This window comes from Promicromonospora sp. MEB111 (genome assembly GCF_030209445.1).
Lineage (GTDB): Bacteria > Actinomycetota > Actinomycetes > Actinomycetales > Cellulomonadaceae > Promicromonospora.
In genome coordinates this window covers 133,141-151,586 of record NZ_JARVSD010000013.1, presented here as the reverse complement: position 1 = coordinate 151,586, position 18,446 = coordinate 133,141, and the positions used below count along the sequence as shown (strand labels likewise).

Below are 18,446 nucleotides of genomic sequence, written 5' to 3'. Positions count from 1 at the left end.
CAGTGGTGATCGACGAGACCCTCCTCGAAGCCGAGGAAAAGATGGAGAAGGCGATCGAGGTCGCCAAGGAGGACTTCGCGGGCATCCGCACCGGCCGCGCCAACGCCGGCATGTTCAGCAAGATCACCGTCGACTACTACGGCGCGCCCACGCCGCTGCAGCAGCTCGCGTCCTTCAACATCCCGGACGCGCGGACCGTGCTGGTCGCGCCGTTCGACAAGAGCTCGGTGCCCGCCGTCGAGAAGGCGCTGCGCGACTCCGACCTGGGCGTGAACCCGGCGACGGACGGCAACGCCATCCGCATCGTGCTGCCCTCCCTGACGGAGGAGCGCCGCCGCGACTACGTCAAGCTTGCCAAGCAGAAGGCCGAGGACTCGCGGGTCTCGGTGCGCAACATCCGCCGCAAGGCGAAGGAGACGCTGGACCGCATCGTCAAGGACGGCGAGGCCGGCGAGGACGAGGTGGTGCGCGCGGAGAAGGAGCTGGACAAGCTGACCAAGAGCCACGTCGAGATCATCGACCAGCTGCTCTCCGGCAAGGAGAGCGAGCTGCTCGAGGTCTGATGCCCGCACCGCCTCGAGACACAACAGAGCGAGACAACGCGCACACTGCCGTGAGCCCCGAACCCGTACCCGCCGCGAAGAAGTCGCGTGCGGGCCGTAACCTGCCCGCCGCCATCCTCGTGGGCGTCGGCCTGCTCGGCATCGTCGGCGCGTCGCTGTACTGGCGACCCGAGCCGTTCGTCGCGTTCGTGGTCGTCCTGCTGTGGGCGGGGCTCTGGGAGCTGCGGCAGGCGTTCGCGCGCCGCGACCTGCGGCTGCCGATGGTCCCGCTGTTCGTCGGGACCGCCGGCATGATCGTCTCCGCCTACCGGGGCGGGCCGGAGGCGCTGTTCGTCGCCTTCGTGCTGACCGTGGCCGCGACCGTGGTGTGGCGGGCGCTCGACGGCTCCGGGCTCAGCGCGGTGCGGGACTCGGCGGCCGCGGTCTTCGCCGCGTCCTACCTCCCGTTCCTGGCCGGTTTCGTGGTCCTCATGCTGGCGCAGCCCGACGGCGAGATCCGCGTCGCGCTGTTCATCCTCCTGGCGGTCGCCAACGACACCGGCGGCTACATCGCCGGCGTCATGCTGGGCCGCCACCCGCTGGCGCCGACCGTGAGCCCCAAGAAGTCGTGGGAGGGCCTGGCCGGCTCGATCGTGCTGGCCACGGCGGTGGGTGTGATCGGGGCGGTGTACGGACTGGGCGAGAGCCCGATCCTCGGAATCGCGCTCGGCGTCATGACCGCCGTCACTGCCACGGTCGGCGATCTCGCCGAGTCGCTCCTCAAGCGTGACCTAGAATTGAAGGACATGGGCTCATTGCTCCCGGGGCACGGGGGCGTGCTGGACCGCCTCGACTCGCTGGTCATCACAGCGCCCTTCGTCTATCTCGTGCTCTCGGTGGTTGCCTGATGAAAACTCCCCTTGCCCAGCCTGTCGTGCGTCCGTCGGACGAGACCCCGGCGATCCCGCTGCAGATGGCGCCGAGGCGCCGCGGCAAGCCGCCGAGGCACTTCGCCGACCTCACGCCCGAGGAGCGCGTGGCGTCGGTGGTCGAGGCGGGGGAGCCCGCCTTCCGGGCCAAGCAGCTCGCCACGCACTACTTCACGCACTACACGAGCGACGCCGCGCAGATGACGGACCTCCCGGCGAAGTCCCGGGAGGCCCTCGCGGCCACGATGTTCCCCCAGCTCATCCGCCCCACGCGCAAGCTGGAGGCCGACGGCGGCACCACGGTCAAGACGCTGTGGCACCTGTTCGACGACGCCAAGGTCGAGTCGGTCCTCATGCGGTACCCGAACCGGACCACGCTGTGCGTCTCCAGCCAGGCCGGCTGCGGCATGGCCTGCCCGTTCTGCGCGACCGGCCAGCTCGGTCTCACGCGCAACCTGTCCACGGCGGAGATCCTGGAGCAGGTGCGCGCGGCGTTCCGCTCGCTGGCGGACGGCGAGATCCCCGGCGGCGTCACCCGGCTGAACAACCTGGTGTTCATGGGCATGGGCGAGCCGCTGGCCAACTACAAGGCGGTCATCGAGACGGTGCGCACGCTGGTGGCGCCGCAGCCCGAGGGGCTCGGCATGTCGGCCCGCAACATCACGGTCTCCACGGTGGGCCTGGTCCCGGCCATGCAGAAGCTGACCAAGGAGGGCATCCCGGTGACCCTCGCGCTGTCGCTGCACGCCCCCGACGACGACCTGCGCTCCGAGCTCGTGCCGATCAACACGCGCTGGAGCGTCGACGAGACGCTGGACGCCGCGCGGAACTACTTCGAGGTGACCGGGCGTCGCGTCTCCATCGAGTACGCCCTCATCAAGGACATGAACGACCACGCCTGGCGGGCCGACCTGCTGGGCGAGAAGCTCAACTCGCGCGGTCGCGGCTGGGTGCACGTGAACCCGATCCCGCTCAACCCGACCCCGGGCTCGATCTGGACCGCAAGCGACCGTGAGGTCGAGGACGAGTTTGTGGCACGATTGCGCGGGCACGGGATCCCGACCACGATCCGTGACACCCGCGGCAGCGACATCGACGGTGCCTGCGGGCAGCTGGCGGCTGAGGAGGACGACGAGTGAGTGGGATGTTCAACAGCGTTCCCAAGATGCGCACCGGGTACGACAAGGACGAGGTCGACGAGTTCTTCGAGCATGCCCGGCAGGCGTACGAGGGGCGCACGGCCGAACGGCTGACGAGTGCCGACATCCAGGCCTCGACGTTCGACCTGACGCGTGGCGGGTACAACACCCACGAGGTCGACGCGGCGCTCGACCGGCTCGAGGCGGCGTTCATCGCGCGGCAGCGTGCGGAGTACGCGTCGGCGCACGGTCAGCAGGCCTGGATGAACGCGCTCGCCGAGCGAGCGCGTTCGCTGTACGGGCGGCTCGGCCGGCCCGACGGCGAGAAGTTCGCGCCCGCCGACCGCGGTTCGCAGGGTTACGACAAGGACGACGTCGACGACCTGTGCGACCGGCTGATCGGCTACTTCGACCGGCAGGAGCCGCTGACGGCCGGCGACATCCGGTCGGCGACGTTCGGCCGGGCCCGTGGGCCGGAGGCCTACGACGAGGCCTCGGTCGACGCGTTCCTGAGCCGTGCGGTGGAGGTGCTGCTCGGGGTCGAGTGACCCCCGAGCCGCGGCACAGAGCCCGCGACCGCCGCTCTCCGACCTGTTCGCAGGTCAGACGACGGCGGTCGCGGGCTCTTGCGCCTCCCGCAGCAGCACCTCGTGCTGCGTCGCGGTCAGGAACCTGCGGATCGAGTCGCGGCTCCGCGTGAGGCAGTCGATGCGCGCCTGGACCCCCACCAGCTCCGTGGCGAGCTGCTGGGCCACCTCCCGCGGGCAGGTCGGGTCCTCGCGCTCCGCGGCGTCCTCCGCGTCGAGGAGGATCTTGACCAGTCGCGTGGGAATGCCGGCCTGGACCAGCCCGGCGACACGGGACACCCGCTCCACGTGCGCCTCCGTGTAGGTGCGGTAGCCGTTGGCCGCCCGGTCCGCCTCGAGCAGGTCCTGCTGCTCGTAGTACCTGATGAGACGGGTCGTGACCCCCGTCCGCGTGGCGAGCTCACCGATCCTCATGATCCACCTCCGGGCATGGCCTTGACATTGACACCAGTGTCAAACTTTAGCGTGGCTGGCATGGACACGACAGGCACCACCCCAGCCGCCCGGACCAGCACCGACACCGTTCCGGCGAACCTTCCGGCGACTCCGCCGGCCACCCCGTCGCCGAGCTCGGCCACCCCCGCACCGCCCGCCGACGGACTGCCTTGGCCGTCGCTGCTGGTGCTCGGCGCGGGCACGCTGTTCATGGTCACCGCCGAGATGCTGCCCACGGCGGTGCTCCAGCAGATGAGCACCGGACTCGGCGTCGCGGAGTCCAGCACCGGCCTGCTCGTCTCGATGTGGGCGGCCGTCGTCGTGGTGCTGAGCTTTCCGCTGGTGCGGCTCACGCGCCGGTGGGACCGCCGCGCGGTGATCGCCGGGGGACTGGCCGTGCTCGGGCTGTCGTCCGCGCTCACGGCGCTCGCCCCGACGTTCCAGGTGGCGGTCGGCGCGCGGGTGCTGGGTGCGGCCGCCGTCGGCCTGCTGTGGGCGACGACCAACGCGCACGTGGCCGACCTGGTCACCGACCGCCTGCTGGGCCGGGCCATCGCCGTCGTGCTCGGCGGGGCGACCCTCGGGATGGTGGTGGGCACGCCGCTGGCCCGGCTCGTGGCCGACGCCGCAGGCTGGCGCGCCGCGTTCTGGGCCCTCGCTGCCCTGAGCCTGCTGGCCGCGGTCGCGGTCCGGCTGGTCGTGGCCCGGGCGGCCGGCCCGGACGGTCCGGCCATCGCCGGAGCGGGGGGCGGGGTGGGCACCGTCGGCGCGCCGCGGCGCGGAACGGCGCGACTGCTGACCGTGACCGGCCTGGTCGCGCTGGTCCTCGTGGGCCACTACGGCGCGTACACGTACATCACCCGGCTGGCCGAGGCACCCGCGCAGTCGCTGCCGGGCGGGATGAGCACCCTGCTGCTGGTGTTCGGGCTCGCGTCGGCGATCGGCGTCGCGCTGGCGGGCCGACTCGGCGACCGGAGCGGCCCGGCGCTCGTGGTCAGCGTGGCCGCGACCGCGCTGACGGTGCTCGGTCTCGGGGCCGTGGACACCGGCCCCGTGGTCGGGATCGCCGTCGTCGTCGCGTGGGGCGTGGTCTCGGGCGCCATGCCGCCGTTCGCGCAGACGCTGATCCTGCGGCTGGCCGGGCCGGAGCGCCGCTCGTTCGCGGGGGCACTGATCCCGGTGCTGTTCAACGGCGGGATCGCCGTCGGGGCGGCGCTCGCCTCGTTCGTGGTGGCGGGGTCCGGGGTGGCGGCGGTGCCGCTGCTGGCGGCCGGGGTGGTCGGCGTGGCGGCGGTGGGCCTGGCGGTCTCGGTCCGCCGCGCCTGACCGCCCACCGCCACACGTCGGGGGCTTGGTCAGCAGGCCGGGGCCACCGGGCCGCTCGAACCCGTGTTGACGTACGCGTCCGAGATCCAGTTGCCCGGCCCGATCCGGTTCCACACGTCGGAGGTGCCGTAGTAGCCGGTCACCGTGGTTCCGGTGGCGGTGCACTCGATCACGACGTTCGCGTGGTTCCCGGCCTGCCCGACGGCGGCGTTGCCGGTGCCGGGCCCGGAACGGACCGTGAGCGGCCCGCCGCTGGTGCGCACGACGCCCTTGGGGCCGGAGCCGGTCCACAGGTAGGTGACGGTGGTCCAGGCGTTGTCGGTCAGCCCCAGGCCGTCCCAGAACGTGCCGTCCGCGAGGTCGATCCCGGCCGGGTTGGCCACCCGGCGACCGAAGCCGTCGAGCCCGCCGTTGTAGCCGTCCTGGTAGGCGGCCTGCGCCTGCGGCTTGCCCTGCGGCAGGTCTGCCCAGGACTGGCGCGTGCCGGACGCGTTCCAGTGGTCGTCGGTGGTGTTCCACGGGCCGACGTCCCACACCGGGGCGTACGCGCAGCGGCCCGTGCTCGCGGCGCAGACCCGCACCGAGTAGCTGCCCGAGTTGTTCGACGACAGCCCGCGCCGGGACGGCAGGGCGACGAAGTGGTCGCGCGACGTGATGACGTGCCCGTTGGCGGTGGTGCCGCCCACGAGGCCCTCGCGGGTCGCGTACACGGTGTACGCCCGCTCGCCCGACGTCGGCCGGGCCTCGACCTCCTGGAGGGAGCGGGACCGCGGGGTCTGGGGCGTGAGCGTCACCTCCCGCACGACCGGGCTGACGGCGCCGTCGCCCACGAGCGTGACGCGGGCCTGCACGGTCCGCGCTGCCACCGGCAGCGGTGTGCTGGCCGGGACCCACTCGGTCCAGGAGTCGGGACCCTCGTCGGCGTACCGGCCCCGGACGTCGACCAGCACGGAGGTGCCGGCCGGGGCCGACGCGTGGACGTCGGCCGTGACGCCGCTCGCGGGGGAGTCGAGCTCCACCGGCTCGGCGACGAGCTGGCCGGACGCCTCGCGGTCCGCGGTCGAGCCGGGACCGGCGCCGGACTCGACGCTCGTCGTGCCTTCGGCGTCCGCCCCGTCCGCGGCTCCGCTCCCGGCGTCCGTCGCTCCGCTCCCGGCGTCCGTCGCTCCGCTCCCGGCGCCCGCGGCGCCGCCCGCCGCCCCGGCCGAGCCCGCCGTGTCGAGCCGCAGCCCCTCGCCGGAGGTGCGCACCCCGGCGTCGTCCGCGCCGACGTCGGCGAGGTCGACGGACCACGCGCGGGCGGCGTCGCCCCCGGACCCGGTACCCGGGGTGACGGCGGCGATGGCCGTGCCCGAGACGATCAGGAGGGCGCAGGTGGTGGCCGCCAGGAGCGCGGCGCGGCGTCGGGGACTGCGTACCTGGATCAGCATGTGCTGAATGTAGGCGAAGGACTATTTCACCCGCGAGGGGAAACGGGTGAAATCTCGGTCGATCGGAAACCTGTCCGGCGGCGGAGTGTCCCGCACCCGTCGGGCGCCCGGGACACCGCCCGCGTGAGGCATGATCGGAGGAGCACCCAGCGGTGGCACCGGAATGGCGGTGACCCCAGACCAGCAAGGAGAACGACGTGTCCGAGTTCCTGGCCGACAAGCCCGGCAAGTACGACCTCGACGGCGACGGCATCCCGGACGTCGAGGTCGCAGACACCGACGGCGACGGCGTGGTGGACGCCCAGTACGAGGACTACGACGGCGACGGCGTGCCCGACGTCGAGCTGCACGACACGGACGGCGACGGCGTGCCCGACGTCGTGGTGGAGACCGCCGGCGGCACGTCGACGATCTCGGTGGACACCGACGGCGACGGCGTCGACGAGCCCGTGGACTCGTTCCCGGCCTGACCCCCGCCGTCGGCCCGGCGCACCTCTACCGGGCCGCGGCCGGGCGGCCGTAGACCAGCCGGCGCAGCAGCACCTCGGCCGGGCCGCGACGGCCCGCGCGTTCCTGCCAGACGGCGAACGCGACCGTGAGTCCCCACACGACCACGGCGAACAGCAGCATGCTCCACGAGGTCAGGTACTGGCCCAGCCCGAGGCCCCACGCGGCCAGGACCGGCGCGCACATCACGGACTGCAGCAGGTAGGACGTCAGCGACCGCTTGCCGACCGCCTGCACGGCACCCGCGAACGGCCCGTCGGTGAGGAAGAGGTTGCGCGACGGCGTCCCGGTCCGCCGCTGGGCGACGCGGTGCCCGATCAGGCCGAACAACGCGACGTAGCCCAGCCCGCCGAAGAACCCGGTGAGGAACTGGACCGGGTAGAACACCCACGCGGCGTGGTCGGGCACGTCGATGGCGCCCACGTGGTCGAGCGCGGAGGGCAGCGGCCCGAGCCAGCCGACGGTGATGCCGATGACGGCGACCCGCCGCAGCAGGGTCAGGTGCTCGCCCGGGTGCTCCAGGATGCGGCGGCGTCCGGCCCAGAACGCGAGCAGGAGCATCATCGGGACCACCAGGACGAGCAGGCCCTGGAGGAACGTCCCGAGCGTCCAGTAGGTCAGCCGCTCGCCGATCGAGGCGAGGTACGACGTCGTGGCCATCGACTCGCTCGACGGCGCGAGGTCGGCGGCGATGCTGCGGGCCGTCGGGTCGTCCGCGGGAAGCTGCGCCACGAACCAGGCACCGACCACGGCGAAGGCCGTGCCGACGGTCAGCAGGACGCCGAACACCGACGTCCAGACGAGCAGCGTGCGGTCCTTGACCTGGAAGAACAGCCACACCATGAGCAGGCCCGCCAGGCCGTAGGCCCCGAGCACGTCGCCCATCCAGAGCAGCGCCGCGTGCACGAACCCGAACGCGAGCAGCAGCCAGTTGCGCCGCTGGAGGAGCTTGCGGGCCGCTCGCTCCGGGGTGCCCGAGGCCACCTGCCGGTTGTAGAGCTGCATCATGCCGTAACCGAACAGGAACGCGAACATGGGGTAGGTCCGCAGGTCCACGAGGACGATGATCAGGAAGTCGGCGACCTTGTCGACCGGGGACCCGTCCACCGGGTGCGACGCACCCGCGCTCATCGTGCTGCCCCACAGGTAGTACGGCGTGTTCGCGACGGCGATGAGCAGGAGCATGAAGCCCCGCGCCAGATCGGGTGCGGGCGAACGTTCGGCGGCCTGGACTGGTCCTCGGGTGAGGGCTGCGGTCGTCATGCACCCATCTCAGCAGCCCGGGGCCGGGTCCGCGAGGAAAGCGCTAGGCCGCGGGCTCGCCCAGCCGGGCCCGCTCCTCCTCGACGATCCGGCGCGCCACCTCCGCGTCCGCGACGTCCGGCGCCCCGGGCGTCGCGGCCACGGTGGCGCGCCCGGCGTACTCCGCGAACAGCTCGGCCTTGGTGCCGAGGATGTCCAGGAGCCGCTCGTCCACGCTGTCCTCGATGAGCAGCCGGTGCACCTGCACGGTACGGACCTGGCCCATCCGGTGCGCGCGGGCGATGGCCTGCGCCTCCACCGTCGGCTTGACCTGGGGCTCGCACAGGATCACCACCGACGCGGCCTGGATGTTGAGCCCCACGCCGCCGGCCTCGATCTGGCTCACCAGCACCCTGGGCTCCGCCGCCTGCGTGAACTCGTCGACCAGCTCCTGGCGGCGGGCCGCCGGCACGGATCCGGTGATGGGTCCGACGGCGAGCGGGCCCAGCTCGGCGAGCACCCGCTCGATGACGTCGCGGAAGTAGGAGAAGACCACCACCTTGCGCTTGTTCTCCACCGCCTCGTCGACGATCTCGCGAAGCCGGACCAGCTTCGCCGTCGGCTCGGGGGCCTCGACGAACGCGGCCCGGCGCATGTCCGCGAACGAACGCTTGAGCACGGCGTGGCGGTAGGCGGCGCCGTCGTGCTTGCCGAACCGCTCCCACTCGTCCACCTGGACCAGCTCGGGCAGCTCGGTGAGCACGTCCTCCTGGTTGCGCCGCAGGTACACCGTCGCGACCGACCGGCGGAAGGCCGCGGCGCCCGCGAGGCCCGCCGCCGGGTCGATGTCGTCGGCGACCTCGGGCTTGAGGTAGCCCACCAGGCTGCGGAACTCGTCCACGGTGTTCTCCATGGGCGTGCCAGACATGAACAGCACGCGCTCGGCCGCGCGGGCCCAGTCCGCCGTGCGCTCGGAGCGCTGCGCCTCCGGGTTCTTCACGTAGTGCGCCTCGTCCACCACCAGCAGGGCGGGGCGCGGCAGGTCGCCGGCCCGCAGGTGGCCGAGCTGGGGGAAGGTGGCGACGCCGACGCCGCCGTCGGCCGCCCACTCCTTGATGCCCGCCTCGCGGTCGTCGCCGTGCAGCACGCGGACCGAGAGCTTCGAGTGCGCCGCGACCTCGCGGGCCCAGTTCGCCGCGACGCTCGCCGGACACACCACGAGGAAGTGCGTGCCCCCCTTCGCGGCGAGGTGGGCCATCACCGCGATGGCCTGGACGGTCTTGCCCAGGCCCATCTCGTCGCCGAGGATCGTGCGCCGCTGGGCGAGCGCGTACCGGGCGCCGAACGCCTGGTAGCTGCGCAGCGAGACCGTCAGCAGCGAGGTGTCCAGGTCCTGCGCCGCGACCTCGCCCACGACGTCCTCGGGCAGGAAGCCCTCGGCGGCGGCCACATCGATGCCGAGGTCGACCAGGTCGCCCAGCGCCGTGATGTAGGCGGCGGCCCGCGCCTCGTAGTCGCTCCAGACGTCGGCGTCGGACGTGCTGGTCAGCACCTCGTCCAGCCGGCGCAGGTCGTCGGTGATCCCCGAGGCGTCGAGGTCGTCGGCCAGCGTGCGCAGGTCGGTCAGCGCGGCGTCGGCGCGGTCGGTGCGCGCACGGCCGGCGAAGAACCGCCGCACGAACGTGGCGCGCAGGGCACCCGCCTCGGCCAGGCGGGCGAGCTCCCGCACGTCGACGTCGAGCCGGTCCTGCCAGGTCTCGAAGAAGCGCTGGACGTGCAGGTGGTCGTGCAGCGCGCGCACCAGGCGCGTGGCGAGCGGGTCGGCGGGGGCGTGGTCCAGCCGGAAGGCGAGCCCGGCGTCCACGGCGCTGAAGACCTGCTGGGCCGCCGCGCGCAGCGCCTCCGCCGTGCGGGCACCGACGCCCGGGATCGCCGTGAGCTCCTCCGGGGCGGCCGCCCGCACCTGGCCGACGGTGCGGAACCCCGCCTGCTCCACGGGGCCGAGGCGCAGGCGGCCCGTGCCCACCTCGCGGATCCGGTCGAGGGGCACCTCGGACAGCTCGTCCAGCACGCGCGCGTCGCGTGCCGCGCGGTAGGCCGCGCGCACGCGTGCGGGGGCGCCGCGGCGCTGGCTGAGGGTACGGGAGCCCAGGTCGTGGCGGGTTCCGGCGTGCTCGAGCAGGTCGCGGGCGTCACCGCGGGACCAGGTCTTCATGGCCGACGACGGTACTGCGTGCGGGTCGTCCCGAGGGCCCCGACGCGCGCGGTGGACCGACGTTTCTTACATACCGGACCGAACACCCATTCTGGTAGTTTCGTCGCACCAAAAACAGGAGGAACGAGTGAGCACGGACGCACTGCCGGAGCAGGCAGAGGTGGCGCAGGCCGCCGCGACAGGGGAGCCGGCACCGGGGACGTCGCCGCAGGCGGCGTCGGACGTCGCGGAGCGCGACGCGAGCCCGCAGCCGGCCGCGAGCCCGGCTCCGGTCGCAGGGGCGGAGCCGGCCGCCGCGCCGGGGCAGGACGGTGAGCCGGAGCGCGCGGACAACATCGAGACGCGCGCGGCTGCCCGGCTGCACCAGCTGGTGGCCTCGGGCGCGGAGAAGCTGCCCGGCGAGGCCGGCAGCACGGTGTCGCGGCTGGCCGTGGCGCTGCTGTCGTTCGGCAGCCAGGCGGCGGCCAAGGACCAGGAGAAGTCGACCTCGGCACTCGTCGGCGAGGCCGTGGGCCTCTTCAAGAGCCTGGACGACGACGACCCGGGCAAGCAGCGGGTCGCCCTGGAGCACGCGCTGGAGACGGTGACGACGTCGGCGCTCGGCGGCAAGGAGCGCTCGCAGGTGCTGGAGGTCGCCGAGGAGGCGATGGGCCTGTGGGCCAAGCTGCGCGGGACGTCGTCCGACCTCGCCAAGTCCGACGCCGCCACCTCGATGCGCTCGCTCACGAGCGCGCTGCGCAAGGAGGGCCGTGACGACGAGGCCGACGAGGCCGAGACGGAGGCCAAGCGCCTGGAGTCCTGACCCGGACCCCGCTTCGTTGAGTGCTGGATATTCGCCCTTTTCTGTGTGCCAGACGGGCGAATATCCAGCACTCAATTTTTTGGACTCAGGGGGTGCAGGCCGGGGTGTCCGTGAGGGTCACGCCCTCCGGCATGTCCGCAGCCGTCGGCGCGCGGCCCGCCATGGCGCAGGCCCGGGCGATCATCTGGTCGTCCGAGAAGGTCCATCCCGTGGTGACGCCGTGGTCCTGGACCACCAGGAGCTGGCCGTCGCCGGCGTACACGTCGCTCGGCGCGACGGTGCCGCCCGGCGCGTAGAGGCGGGTCGCGAGCGCACCGACCTTCTGGCCGGTGCCGATGTCGAAGAACGCCAGCGCCGAGCCCTGGTCGCGGGCCACGAGGTCCGGCCCGGGCAGCACCGCCAGCACGTCGCCGTAGGTGCCGATGAGGTCGAGGCTCTCGGGGTCGCCCGGCCCGGAGACCGTACGCAGGCGCACCTTCGAGTCCAGACCCAGCGTGACGAGCTGCTCGGGCAGCGCGGTGTCCTCGGGGCTGCTGCGCTCGCCGATCACGTGCACCTGGTCCACGCTGCTGCCGCGCACCGTCCAGACGTCGCTCTCGCCGCGGGCCGCGGCCTCCAGGTCGGCCACCCGGAGCGAGAAGTCACGGGGTGCGACGGCGACGCTGCTCCCGTCGTCGGCGACCGCCACGCGGCCGGGTTCCGCCCACTGGGACGCGAGCCGCGGCGTGCTGCCGATCGGCCCGGGCACGTACAGCGCCCGCTCCTGGAGCCCGACGTCGAGCAGGTGCAGCCCGGAGCACGCATCGACCAGCACGATGTCGTCCCGCGTGCGCTGGGCGCTCACGATCGTGGCGCAGGCCGGGGCGCCCCCGTCCAGGCCTGGCGCGACGAGGTCGCGGAACCCGGCCTCGTACCCCGCGGTCGTGCCGCCCTGGGTCCGGTAGGCGTCGCCGTCGGGGGTCACGAGCAGGAGCCTGCTCTCGTCGAGCCAGACCGGCAGCAGCGGGCGCCCGGCGTCCGGGCTGCCCGCAGGTAGGTCCACCGTGCCGAGGCCGTGGATCATGACGGTGCCGTCCGACCAGGACGCCGCGGTGCTGGCCGGCTGCGTGGGCCCGGCCCGGTACGTGGCCAGGACGGCGGTCGGCCCACCGGGGTGCGCCGCGCCCGCCGCCGCGCCCGCCGCGCTCGGCAGGGGCACGTCCCCGTGGGTGTCAGCGGTGCTCCACAGCGCGATCCGACCGTCCGACGCCGCCGCGACCCGGTCGACCCCGACCAGGACGGGCGACCCGGGCCGTCGGACGCCCGACAGGTGCCAGGTGCGGTGTACGTCGGTACCGGCGCCGATCTCGCACGCCACCAGCCCGTCGTCCGTGGCGACCAGCGTGCGCGTGGTGGCGTCGTCGATCGCCACCACCTCGGGGTTCGACCAGACGCGCGGGACCGGGCAGTCCGCCGTCCGCACGGAGCCGTCCGCCCAGTGGTGCAGGGTCACGGTGGTGGCGTCGCCGTCGGAGCTCAGCGTCGCCCAGTCCCGGAGGGACGGCGACGGCACGCCGCCCTCGGGCAGCTCCACGGGCCCGGCTCCGGTCAGCTCCAGGGAGTCGAGGCTGCGGATCTCCAGGGTCCCGGCAGTCGCGTCGGCCACGGCGAGGGTGCGGCTGGAGCCGACGGCGAGGGAGGTGACCGCCAGGTCCGTCTCCGCCTTGGTGCGGAACGCCAGCCGCTGCTCGTGCGGGCGCCGGGGACCGTCGTCGGACTCCAGGACGGCGAGGTCGCGCCCGGCCAGGTTGACGCTGCCGATCCGGTTCCGTCCCGTCGCGGCGTCCTGCCACGCGATGAGCAGGGTGCCGCCGTCGGGCGTGACGGCCACCGCCGTCGTGCCCGGCAGGTCGAGGTGCGTCTGCCGGCTGGTGCTCCCGGCGGGCAGCGGCCCGAACCGGCCCACGGTCACGCCCAGGTCATCGACCGCGGCGACCACCGAGCCGTCGGCGCTGCCGGCCACGACGGGGCCGGTGCGCCCGGACCCGCCCCCGGACCCGCTCACCGCGCCGAAGGGGGTGCGGTCGCCGCGCAGCACCGTGGGGGCACCGTCGTCGGGGTTCCAGCGCACCAGGTCGCCGGTCTCGGTCCGGCCGACGACGCCGGTGCCGGTCGGCGCGACGTCCGCCAGCCCGGTCTCCTCGGGCACGTCGACGGTGCGCAGCAGGTAGGGGTCGGCCGGCTCGTTGGCCGTCACCGCGTTGAACAGCGCCGTCCTCGTCTGCCCGTCCCGCAGCCGCCGCACCGCCTCGACCGCCAGGAGCTGCGCCGTGGCGGGATCGTCCTGCTGCACCACGTGCGACGTCGCGCCCAGGAGGTGGGCGGCGTTGGCGTTCACCGCGTCGTTCGCGCGGTCCGCCTCCCGCTCCGCGAACGCGAACGCACCGACGGACAGGGCGAGCATGACCCCCAGGGCCATGTTCACCAGGCGGTTGCGCATCCCGGCCGAGCTCTGCCGGGCGATGTGGGCGCTGAGGATCTCCTCGGTGCTGACGTCGGGGCCGCGCAGCGGGGCGACCAGCTCCGCGAGCACCCCCGCCAGGTCCTGGTGGTGCCGCCAGCGCCGGCGCTGTCGCAGCCTCGTCAGGTCGGTCCACTTGGGCTCGTGGTCGATCCGCTCGACCAGCGGGGCCGGCAGCGCCGTGGTGCTGATCGCGTCGATCTCGTTCGCCGTCTGGTCCCAGACGATCTTGCCGCTGGTCAGCGCCACCAGCAGGGTCTCCGGGCCGCGGTGGTCGAGCCACCAGGCGACCTCCTTGGCCACGTACTTCGAGCTGGCGGCGCCCTCCGAGGCGAACAGGATCAGGTAGTCGGACCGTTCGAGCTTGCGCTCGATCGCGTCCCACAGGCTCGGGTTGTTCGCCAGGCCGGTCCGGTCCAGGAAGACGTTCAGGTCCGGCACGCCGTCGCGCTTGTCGAAGTCGAGGAGCTGCGCGTGGAACTCGGGGGCGAACTCGCCGTCGGAGTCCCGGCTGTACGACAGGAAGGCGTCGTACCCGTCGGTCCGTGGCGCCGCGTGCGCACGGTTGGTCGTGAGCAGGGAGCGGACAATCCGGTCGGTCATCCTGCTCCCGCAGCCTTTCCTCGGCGAATGTGTGCGGACCGGGAGAAACATACCCCTGGTGTGTAGTGTCGCCGCAGGTCATGACGGTAGTCACCTTCGTGGTGAAATGCACGGTTAGGAATGGATCGTGCGATCCGACGAGGAAGGTCTGAGATGGCTCCTGAGCTGGTCGTCCCCCGCGACGGGCCACGGCGCCTGCGCGTGCGCCGGTCCTGGGTCCGCGCCGGCTTCACGGCGCTGTTCGGCGTCGCGTTCGGCCTGGGCCTGTGGGGCTTCTGGCTCTACCGCACCTCGCCCGACTTCGAGTGGGGCACCAGCGCCTGGGACCTCGTCTACTACTCCGTCCAGCTCTTCGTGCTCGGCGCCGAGGCCACGAACCAGGGCGGCGACCTGCCTTGGCAGCTCCAGGCCGCCCGCTTCCTCGCCCCGGTCGCCACCGGCTACGCCGTCTTCGAGGCGGTGCGGTCGCTGTTCGCCGACCAGTTCGTGCTCATGCGCACCCGCCGGATGCGGGGGCACGCGATCGTCGTCGGCCGCACACCCGTGGCGGACCTCATCGCCGAGGCGCTCGCGGCCCGCGGCGCCGTCGTCGCCCGCACCGCGACCGGCGACGCCGAGTCCCTGCGCAACGCGGGCATGTCCGGCGCCGCCGTCCTCTACGCCTGCGAGGCCGAGGACGACGAGCCCGGCGTCAACGTGCTCACCGTGGCCGTGGCCAACCGCGCGGACCGGGCCGCCGACCTGCCCGGCCTGCGCCTGAACGCCCACGTCAGCGATCCGGAGCTCGCGCTCGCCCTGCAGGCCCGGCACCTGAGCCACCCGCAGCCGGGCGTGGACTTCTTCACGCTGGGCGAGCTCGTCGCCCGCTCCCTGGTCCGGCGCGACCGGGTCCTCGCGCGGGGCGCCGCGCCGCACATCTCCGTCGTCGGGCACGGCACGTTCGGCCGGGCGCTGGTCGTGGCGTTCGCGCGCCTGCGCAGCGTCGAGATCGCCAACGGCGGCGAACCGCTCACCGTGACCCTGGTCGGGCCGGGCGCGTGGGAGGCCGCCGAGGCGCTGCGCGCCCGCTGGCCCAGCGTTCGAGCGGCATGCCAGCTCGTCCCCGTGGACACGTTCGCCGAGGTCCGCGCGGTCGGCAGCCCCCAGCGCGTCTACGTGTGCCACGACGACGACGGCGACGCGCTCCGGGAGGCGCTGCACGACAGCGAGCTCTGGCGCGCGAGCGAGGGCGCCGTCGTGCTCCGCCTCAACCGGCTCGCCGGGCTGGGCGGGCTCTTCGGCGCCCACGACGGCGCCATCCTCGACGACCTGGCCGGCCGCCTCGACATCGTCGAGCCCGGGACGCTCCTGCGCCGGGCCACAGCGCCCGGCGCCCTGGTGCACGACGACGTCTACGACCTGATGGCCGTGTCCGCCCACCTCACCTACCTGCGCAACCAGCGCGCCCGCGGCGTCGCGTGGCAGAGCACGCCCGCGATGGTCTCCTGGTCCGAGCTGTCCGAGGACCTGCGGGCCGCGAACCGGGCGCAGGTGCGCGCCATCCCTGACCGGTTGCGGCAGATGGGCTGCACCGTCGTCCCGGCGGGCGACGCCGAGCACGGCCGGATCCCGGAGCCGGTGGTGGACGCACGGGCCGTGGACGAGCACGACCGCTGGATGGCCGAGAAGGTCGCCGCCGGCTGGACCTACGGGTCCGAGCGCGACGACGCCCGCCGCCTGCACCCCGACCTGCGGCCCTGGGCCGACCTCTCCGAGCCCGACCGGGAGAAGGACCGCGCCGCGATCCGCGCCATCCCGGTGATCCTGGCCGACTTCGGCCTGCGGGTGGTCCCGCTCGACGACGACGCCGGCTGGGAGGCCGCGGACGCCCCCGTACCCGACCCGCGGGGCGTGGTCCGGGGCTGGCGGATGTTCGGCCGGGGCCGTGCGGAGCAGCCGGGCGAGGGCTGACGTCGGCCGGGCCTGTCCGGGCTGACAGGATGGGCCCATGCGAAGCGTCACCCTTCTCGGCTCCACCGGTTCCATCGGCACGCAGGCCGTCGACGTCATCGGGCGCAACCCCGACCGGTTCCGTGTCGACGCGCTGTCCGCGGGCGGCTCGGACCTACCCCTGCTCGCCCGGCAGGCGGCCACGCTCGGCGTCCGCGCCGTCGCGGTGGCTGACGCCGCCGCGCGCCCCGCGCTGACCACCCTGCTGAGCGAGGCCGGCGCCGACGGCGTCGAGGTGCTTGCCGGGCCCGAGGCCGCCACCGAGCTGGCCGGCCGGGGGAGCGACGTGGTGCTCAACGGCATCACCGGGTCCGTCGGGCTGCGCCCCACCCTCGCCGCGCTGGGCGCCGGCTCGACGCTGGCGCTCGCGAACAAGGAGTCGCTCGTGGTGGGCGGCGCGCTGGTCAAGGCCGCCGTGCGGCACGAAGGCCAGATCGTGCCGGTCGACTCGGAGCACTCCGCGATCGCGCAGTCGCTGCGCTCGGGCACCCCCGCCGAGGTCCGCAAGCTCGTGGTGACCGCGAGCGGCGGGCCGTTCCGCGGCCGTTCGCGGGCCGAGCTGCGCGACGTGACGCCCGCCCAGGCCCTGCGGCACCCCAACTTCGCGATGGGCCGCGTGGTCACCACCAACTCCGCGACCCTGGTCAACAAGGGTCTGGAGGTCATCGAGGCGCACCTGCTGTTCGACCTGCCGTTCAGCGCCATCGACGTGGTGGTGCACCCGCAGCAGATGATCCACTCCATGGTCGAGTTCGTCGACGGCTCCACCATCGCGCAGGCCGGGCCGCCGCGGATGCTCGTGCCGATCGCGCTCGGCCTGTCGTGGCCGGACCGGCTGCCCGACGTCGACGTCGGCATCGACTGGACGCAGGCCGCGAGCTGGGAGTTCCTGCCCCTGGACGACGACGCCTTCCCCGCCGTCCGCCTGGCGCGGCAGGTGGGCGAGGCCGGCGGGACGCACCCCGCCGTCTACAACGCCGCGAACGAGGTGTGCGTGGACGCCTTCCACGACGGCACCATCGGGTTCCTCGACATCGTCGACACCGTGGCCGCCGTGGTGGAGGCGCACACTTCGACCGAGGCCGGCGACGCGGGGTCGGTCGAGGGCGTGCTGGAGGCCGACGCCTGGGCCCGGGCCCGGGCGGCGGAGTTCCTCAAGTCGGCATAGCGGACCCAACTCGCTGACTCGCCCGGCCGGTTTGGCCGAGTCAGTCGGTTGGTCGGACCAGCCGACTGACTCGGCATCCTCCGGCGGGCGAGTCAGTCGGTTGGTCGGGCGAGTCGGATCGCCGGTGCGCGGGTCGCGAATCCGTGGTCGACCGGGCCGTGTCCCTGCCACGGTCCTGATGCCGTCCCCGTTCCGCCCACGACGAGGGCGTCCGCCGCGCGCAGGGCCCCGGTCAGGTACTCCTTGGCGGCCCGGACGGCGGGCTCCCACCCGTCGTGCACGGGGCGCAGGACGGCGCAGGCCGAGCTGAGCGTGCAGCCCGTGCCGTGGGTGTTCCGCGTGGGGATCCGGGGTGCGACCAGGGCGACGACGCCGTCCCCGCCGACACCGTCCCCGCCCACACCGGGGCCCGCGAGGTGGTCGACGGACTCCGCCGAGTCGAGATGCCCGCCCTTGACCAGGGCGAACCCCGTGCCGAGCGCCCGCAGCGCCCGCGCCTGGTCGGCCGCCTCGCCGCCGTCCCGGGCCGGCTCGGTGCCCAGCAGCACGGCGGCCTCGGGCAGGTTCGGCGTCACCAGGTCGGCCAGGGGGAGCAGCTCGTCGCGGAGCACCGCCTCGGCGTCGGGCGCGAGCAGCCGGTCGCCCGACGTCGCGACCATCACCGGGTCGAGCACCACGAACGGCGCGCGTCCCGCGGCCCGCAGGTCGCGCAGAACCGCGGCGACCGCCCGGGCGACGGCGGCGTCCGTGGTCATGCCGATCTTGACCGCGTCCACGGCGACGTCGGCGAACAGCGTGTCGAGCTGCGCGCGGACCATGTCGGCGGGCACCGGGTGCACTCGGGTCACCCCGGTCGTGGACTGCGCCGTCAGACCCGTCAGTACCGCGCAGCCGTAGCCGCCGAGCGCCGCGAACGTCTTCAGGTCGGCCTGGATCCCGGCGCCGCCGGACGGATCCGACCCCGCGATCGTCAGCGCCACGACGGGGTGGCCGGGCGGGCGGACGCGCGGGGCGGCGTCGTCGCGAGCGGCG

At 73.8% G+C, this 18,446-nt stretch carries 15 protein-coding genes; 9 read left to right on the top strand and 6 right to left on the bottom strand.

The annotated features are described in order from the left end of the window. Positions 1-5 precede the first annotated feature (5 nt). The 4 genes from frr to QRN56_RS16665 are packed head-to-tail and all read left to right on the top strand — an operon-like array spanning position 6 to position 3,158. Complete coding sequence (frr, locus tag QRN56_RS16680; protein WP_285105098.1) at positions 6-563, top strand: ribosome recycling factor; 558 nt, start codon at positions 6-8, stop codon at positions 561-563. Positions 564-613: 50 nt separating this feature from the next. Continuing rightward, the gene (locus QRN56_RS16675) at positions 614-1,450 is read left to right on the top strand and encodes a phosphatidate cytidylyltransferase (protein ID WP_285105095.1); all 837 of its coding nucleotides are present in this window, start codon (positions 614-616) and stop codon (positions 1,448-1,450) included. Continuing rightward, on the top strand, positions 1,450-2,610 hold the full coding sequence (rlmN, locus tag QRN56_RS16670; protein ID WP_502928813.1) for a dual-specificity RNA methyltransferase RlmN: 1,161 nt from the start codon (positions 1,450-1,452) through the stop codon (positions 2,608-2,610). The genes QRN56_RS16675 and rlmN overlap by 1 nt, the downstream gene beginning before the upstream one ends. 5 nt (positions 2,611-2,615) lie before the next feature. Continuing rightward, a complete protein-coding gene (locus QRN56_RS16665; protein ID WP_285105094.1) occupies positions 2,616-3,158 on the top strand; it encodes a DivIVA domain-containing protein in 543 nt (180 codons plus the stop codon). A gap of 54 nt (positions 3,159-3,212) precedes the next feature. On the opposite strand, the gene QRN56_RS16660 is transcribed toward QRN56_RS16665, so the two are convergent. Then, on the bottom strand, positions 3,213-3,611 hold the full coding sequence (locus tag QRN56_RS16660; RefSeq protein WP_285105091.1) for a MerR family transcriptional regulator: 399 nt from the start codon (positions 3,609-3,611) through the stop codon (positions 3,213-3,215). 60 nt (positions 3,612-3,671) lie between these two features. Between QRN56_RS16660 and QRN56_RS16655 the strand changes: the two genes are divergently transcribed. After that, entirely contained in the window at positions 3,672-4,958 is a 1,287-nt protein-coding gene (locus QRN56_RS16655) for an MFS transporter (RefSeq protein ID WP_285105088.1), read from the top strand. A gap of 29 nt (positions 4,959-4,987) precedes the next feature. Here the strand turns inward: QRN56_RS16655 and QRN56_RS16650 are convergent, their stop codons facing one another. Beyond that, positions 4,988-6,388, bottom strand: a complete 1,401-nt coding sequence (locus tag QRN56_RS16650) for a DUF8814 domain-containing protein (protein WP_285105086.1) — start codon at positions 6,386-6,388, stop codon at positions 4,988-4,990. Between the two features lie 197 nt (positions 6,389-6,585). Here QRN56_RS16650 and QRN56_RS16645 point away from each other — a divergent pair, with 197 nt between their 5' ends. Next, positions 6,586-6,858 carry a thrombospondin type 3 repeat-containing protein gene (locus QRN56_RS16645; RefSeq protein WP_285105083.1) on the top strand — a complete coding sequence of 91 codons (273 nt, stop codon included), beginning with the start codon at positions 6,586-6,588 and terminating at the stop codon, positions 6,856-6,858. A gap of 25 nt (positions 6,859-6,883) precedes the next feature. Here the strand turns inward: QRN56_RS16645 and QRN56_RS16640 are convergent, their stop codons facing one another. Further along, positions 6,884-8,158, bottom strand: coding sequence for a DUF418 domain-containing protein (locus QRN56_RS16640; RefSeq protein ID WP_285105081.1), 1,275 nt, complete (start codon positions 8,156-8,158; stop codon positions 6,884-6,886). 43 nt (positions 8,159-8,201) lie between these two features. Continuing rightward, the gene (locus QRN56_RS16635) at positions 8,202-10,352 is read right to left on the bottom strand and encodes a DEAD/DEAH box helicase (protein ID WP_285105079.1); all 2,151 of its coding nucleotides are present in this window, start codon (positions 10,350-10,352) and stop codon (positions 8,202-8,204) included. Between the two features lie 127 nt (positions 10,353-10,479). On the opposite strand from QRN56_RS16635, the gene QRN56_RS16630 reads away from it, so the two are divergent. Continuing rightward, the gene (locus QRN56_RS16630; protein WP_285105076.1) at positions 10,480-11,154 is read left to right on the top strand and encodes a hypothetical protein; all 675 of its coding nucleotides are present in this window, start codon (positions 10,480-10,482) and stop codon (positions 11,152-11,154) included. Between the two features lie 85 nt (positions 11,155-11,239). Here QRN56_RS16630 and QRN56_RS16625 read toward each other — a convergent pair whose 3' ends face one another. Beyond that, the gene (locus tag QRN56_RS16625; protein WP_285105075.1) at positions 11,240-14,257 is read right to left on the bottom strand and encodes a TIR domain-containing protein; all 3,018 of its coding nucleotides are present in this window, start codon (positions 14,255-14,257) and stop codon (positions 11,240-11,242) included. A 153-nt stretch (positions 14,258-14,410) separates the two neighbouring features. Between QRN56_RS16625 and QRN56_RS16620 the strand changes: the two genes are divergently transcribed. Continuing rightward, a complete protein-coding gene (locus QRN56_RS16620; RefSeq protein WP_285105072.1) occupies positions 14,411-16,207 on the top strand; it encodes a RyR domain-containing protein in 1,797 nt (598 codons plus the stop codon). 37 nt (positions 16,208-16,244) lie between these two features. Continuing rightward, positions 16,245-17,414, top strand: coding sequence for a 1-deoxy-D-xylulose-5-phosphate reductoisomerase (gene dxr, locus QRN56_RS16615; protein ID WP_285105069.1), 1,170 nt, complete (start codon positions 16,245-16,247; stop codon positions 17,412-17,414). A gap of 92 nt (positions 17,415-17,506) precedes the next feature. On the opposite strand, the gene thiD is transcribed toward dxr, so the two are convergent. Then, the gene (gene thiD, locus QRN56_RS16610; RefSeq protein ID WP_285105309.1) at positions 17,507-18,394 is read right to left on the bottom strand and encodes a bifunctional hydroxymethylpyrimidine kinase/phosphomethylpyrimidine kinase; all 888 of its coding nucleotides are present in this window, start codon (positions 18,392-18,394) and stop codon (positions 17,507-17,509) included. Positions 18,395-18,446: the final 52 nt, after the last annotated feature.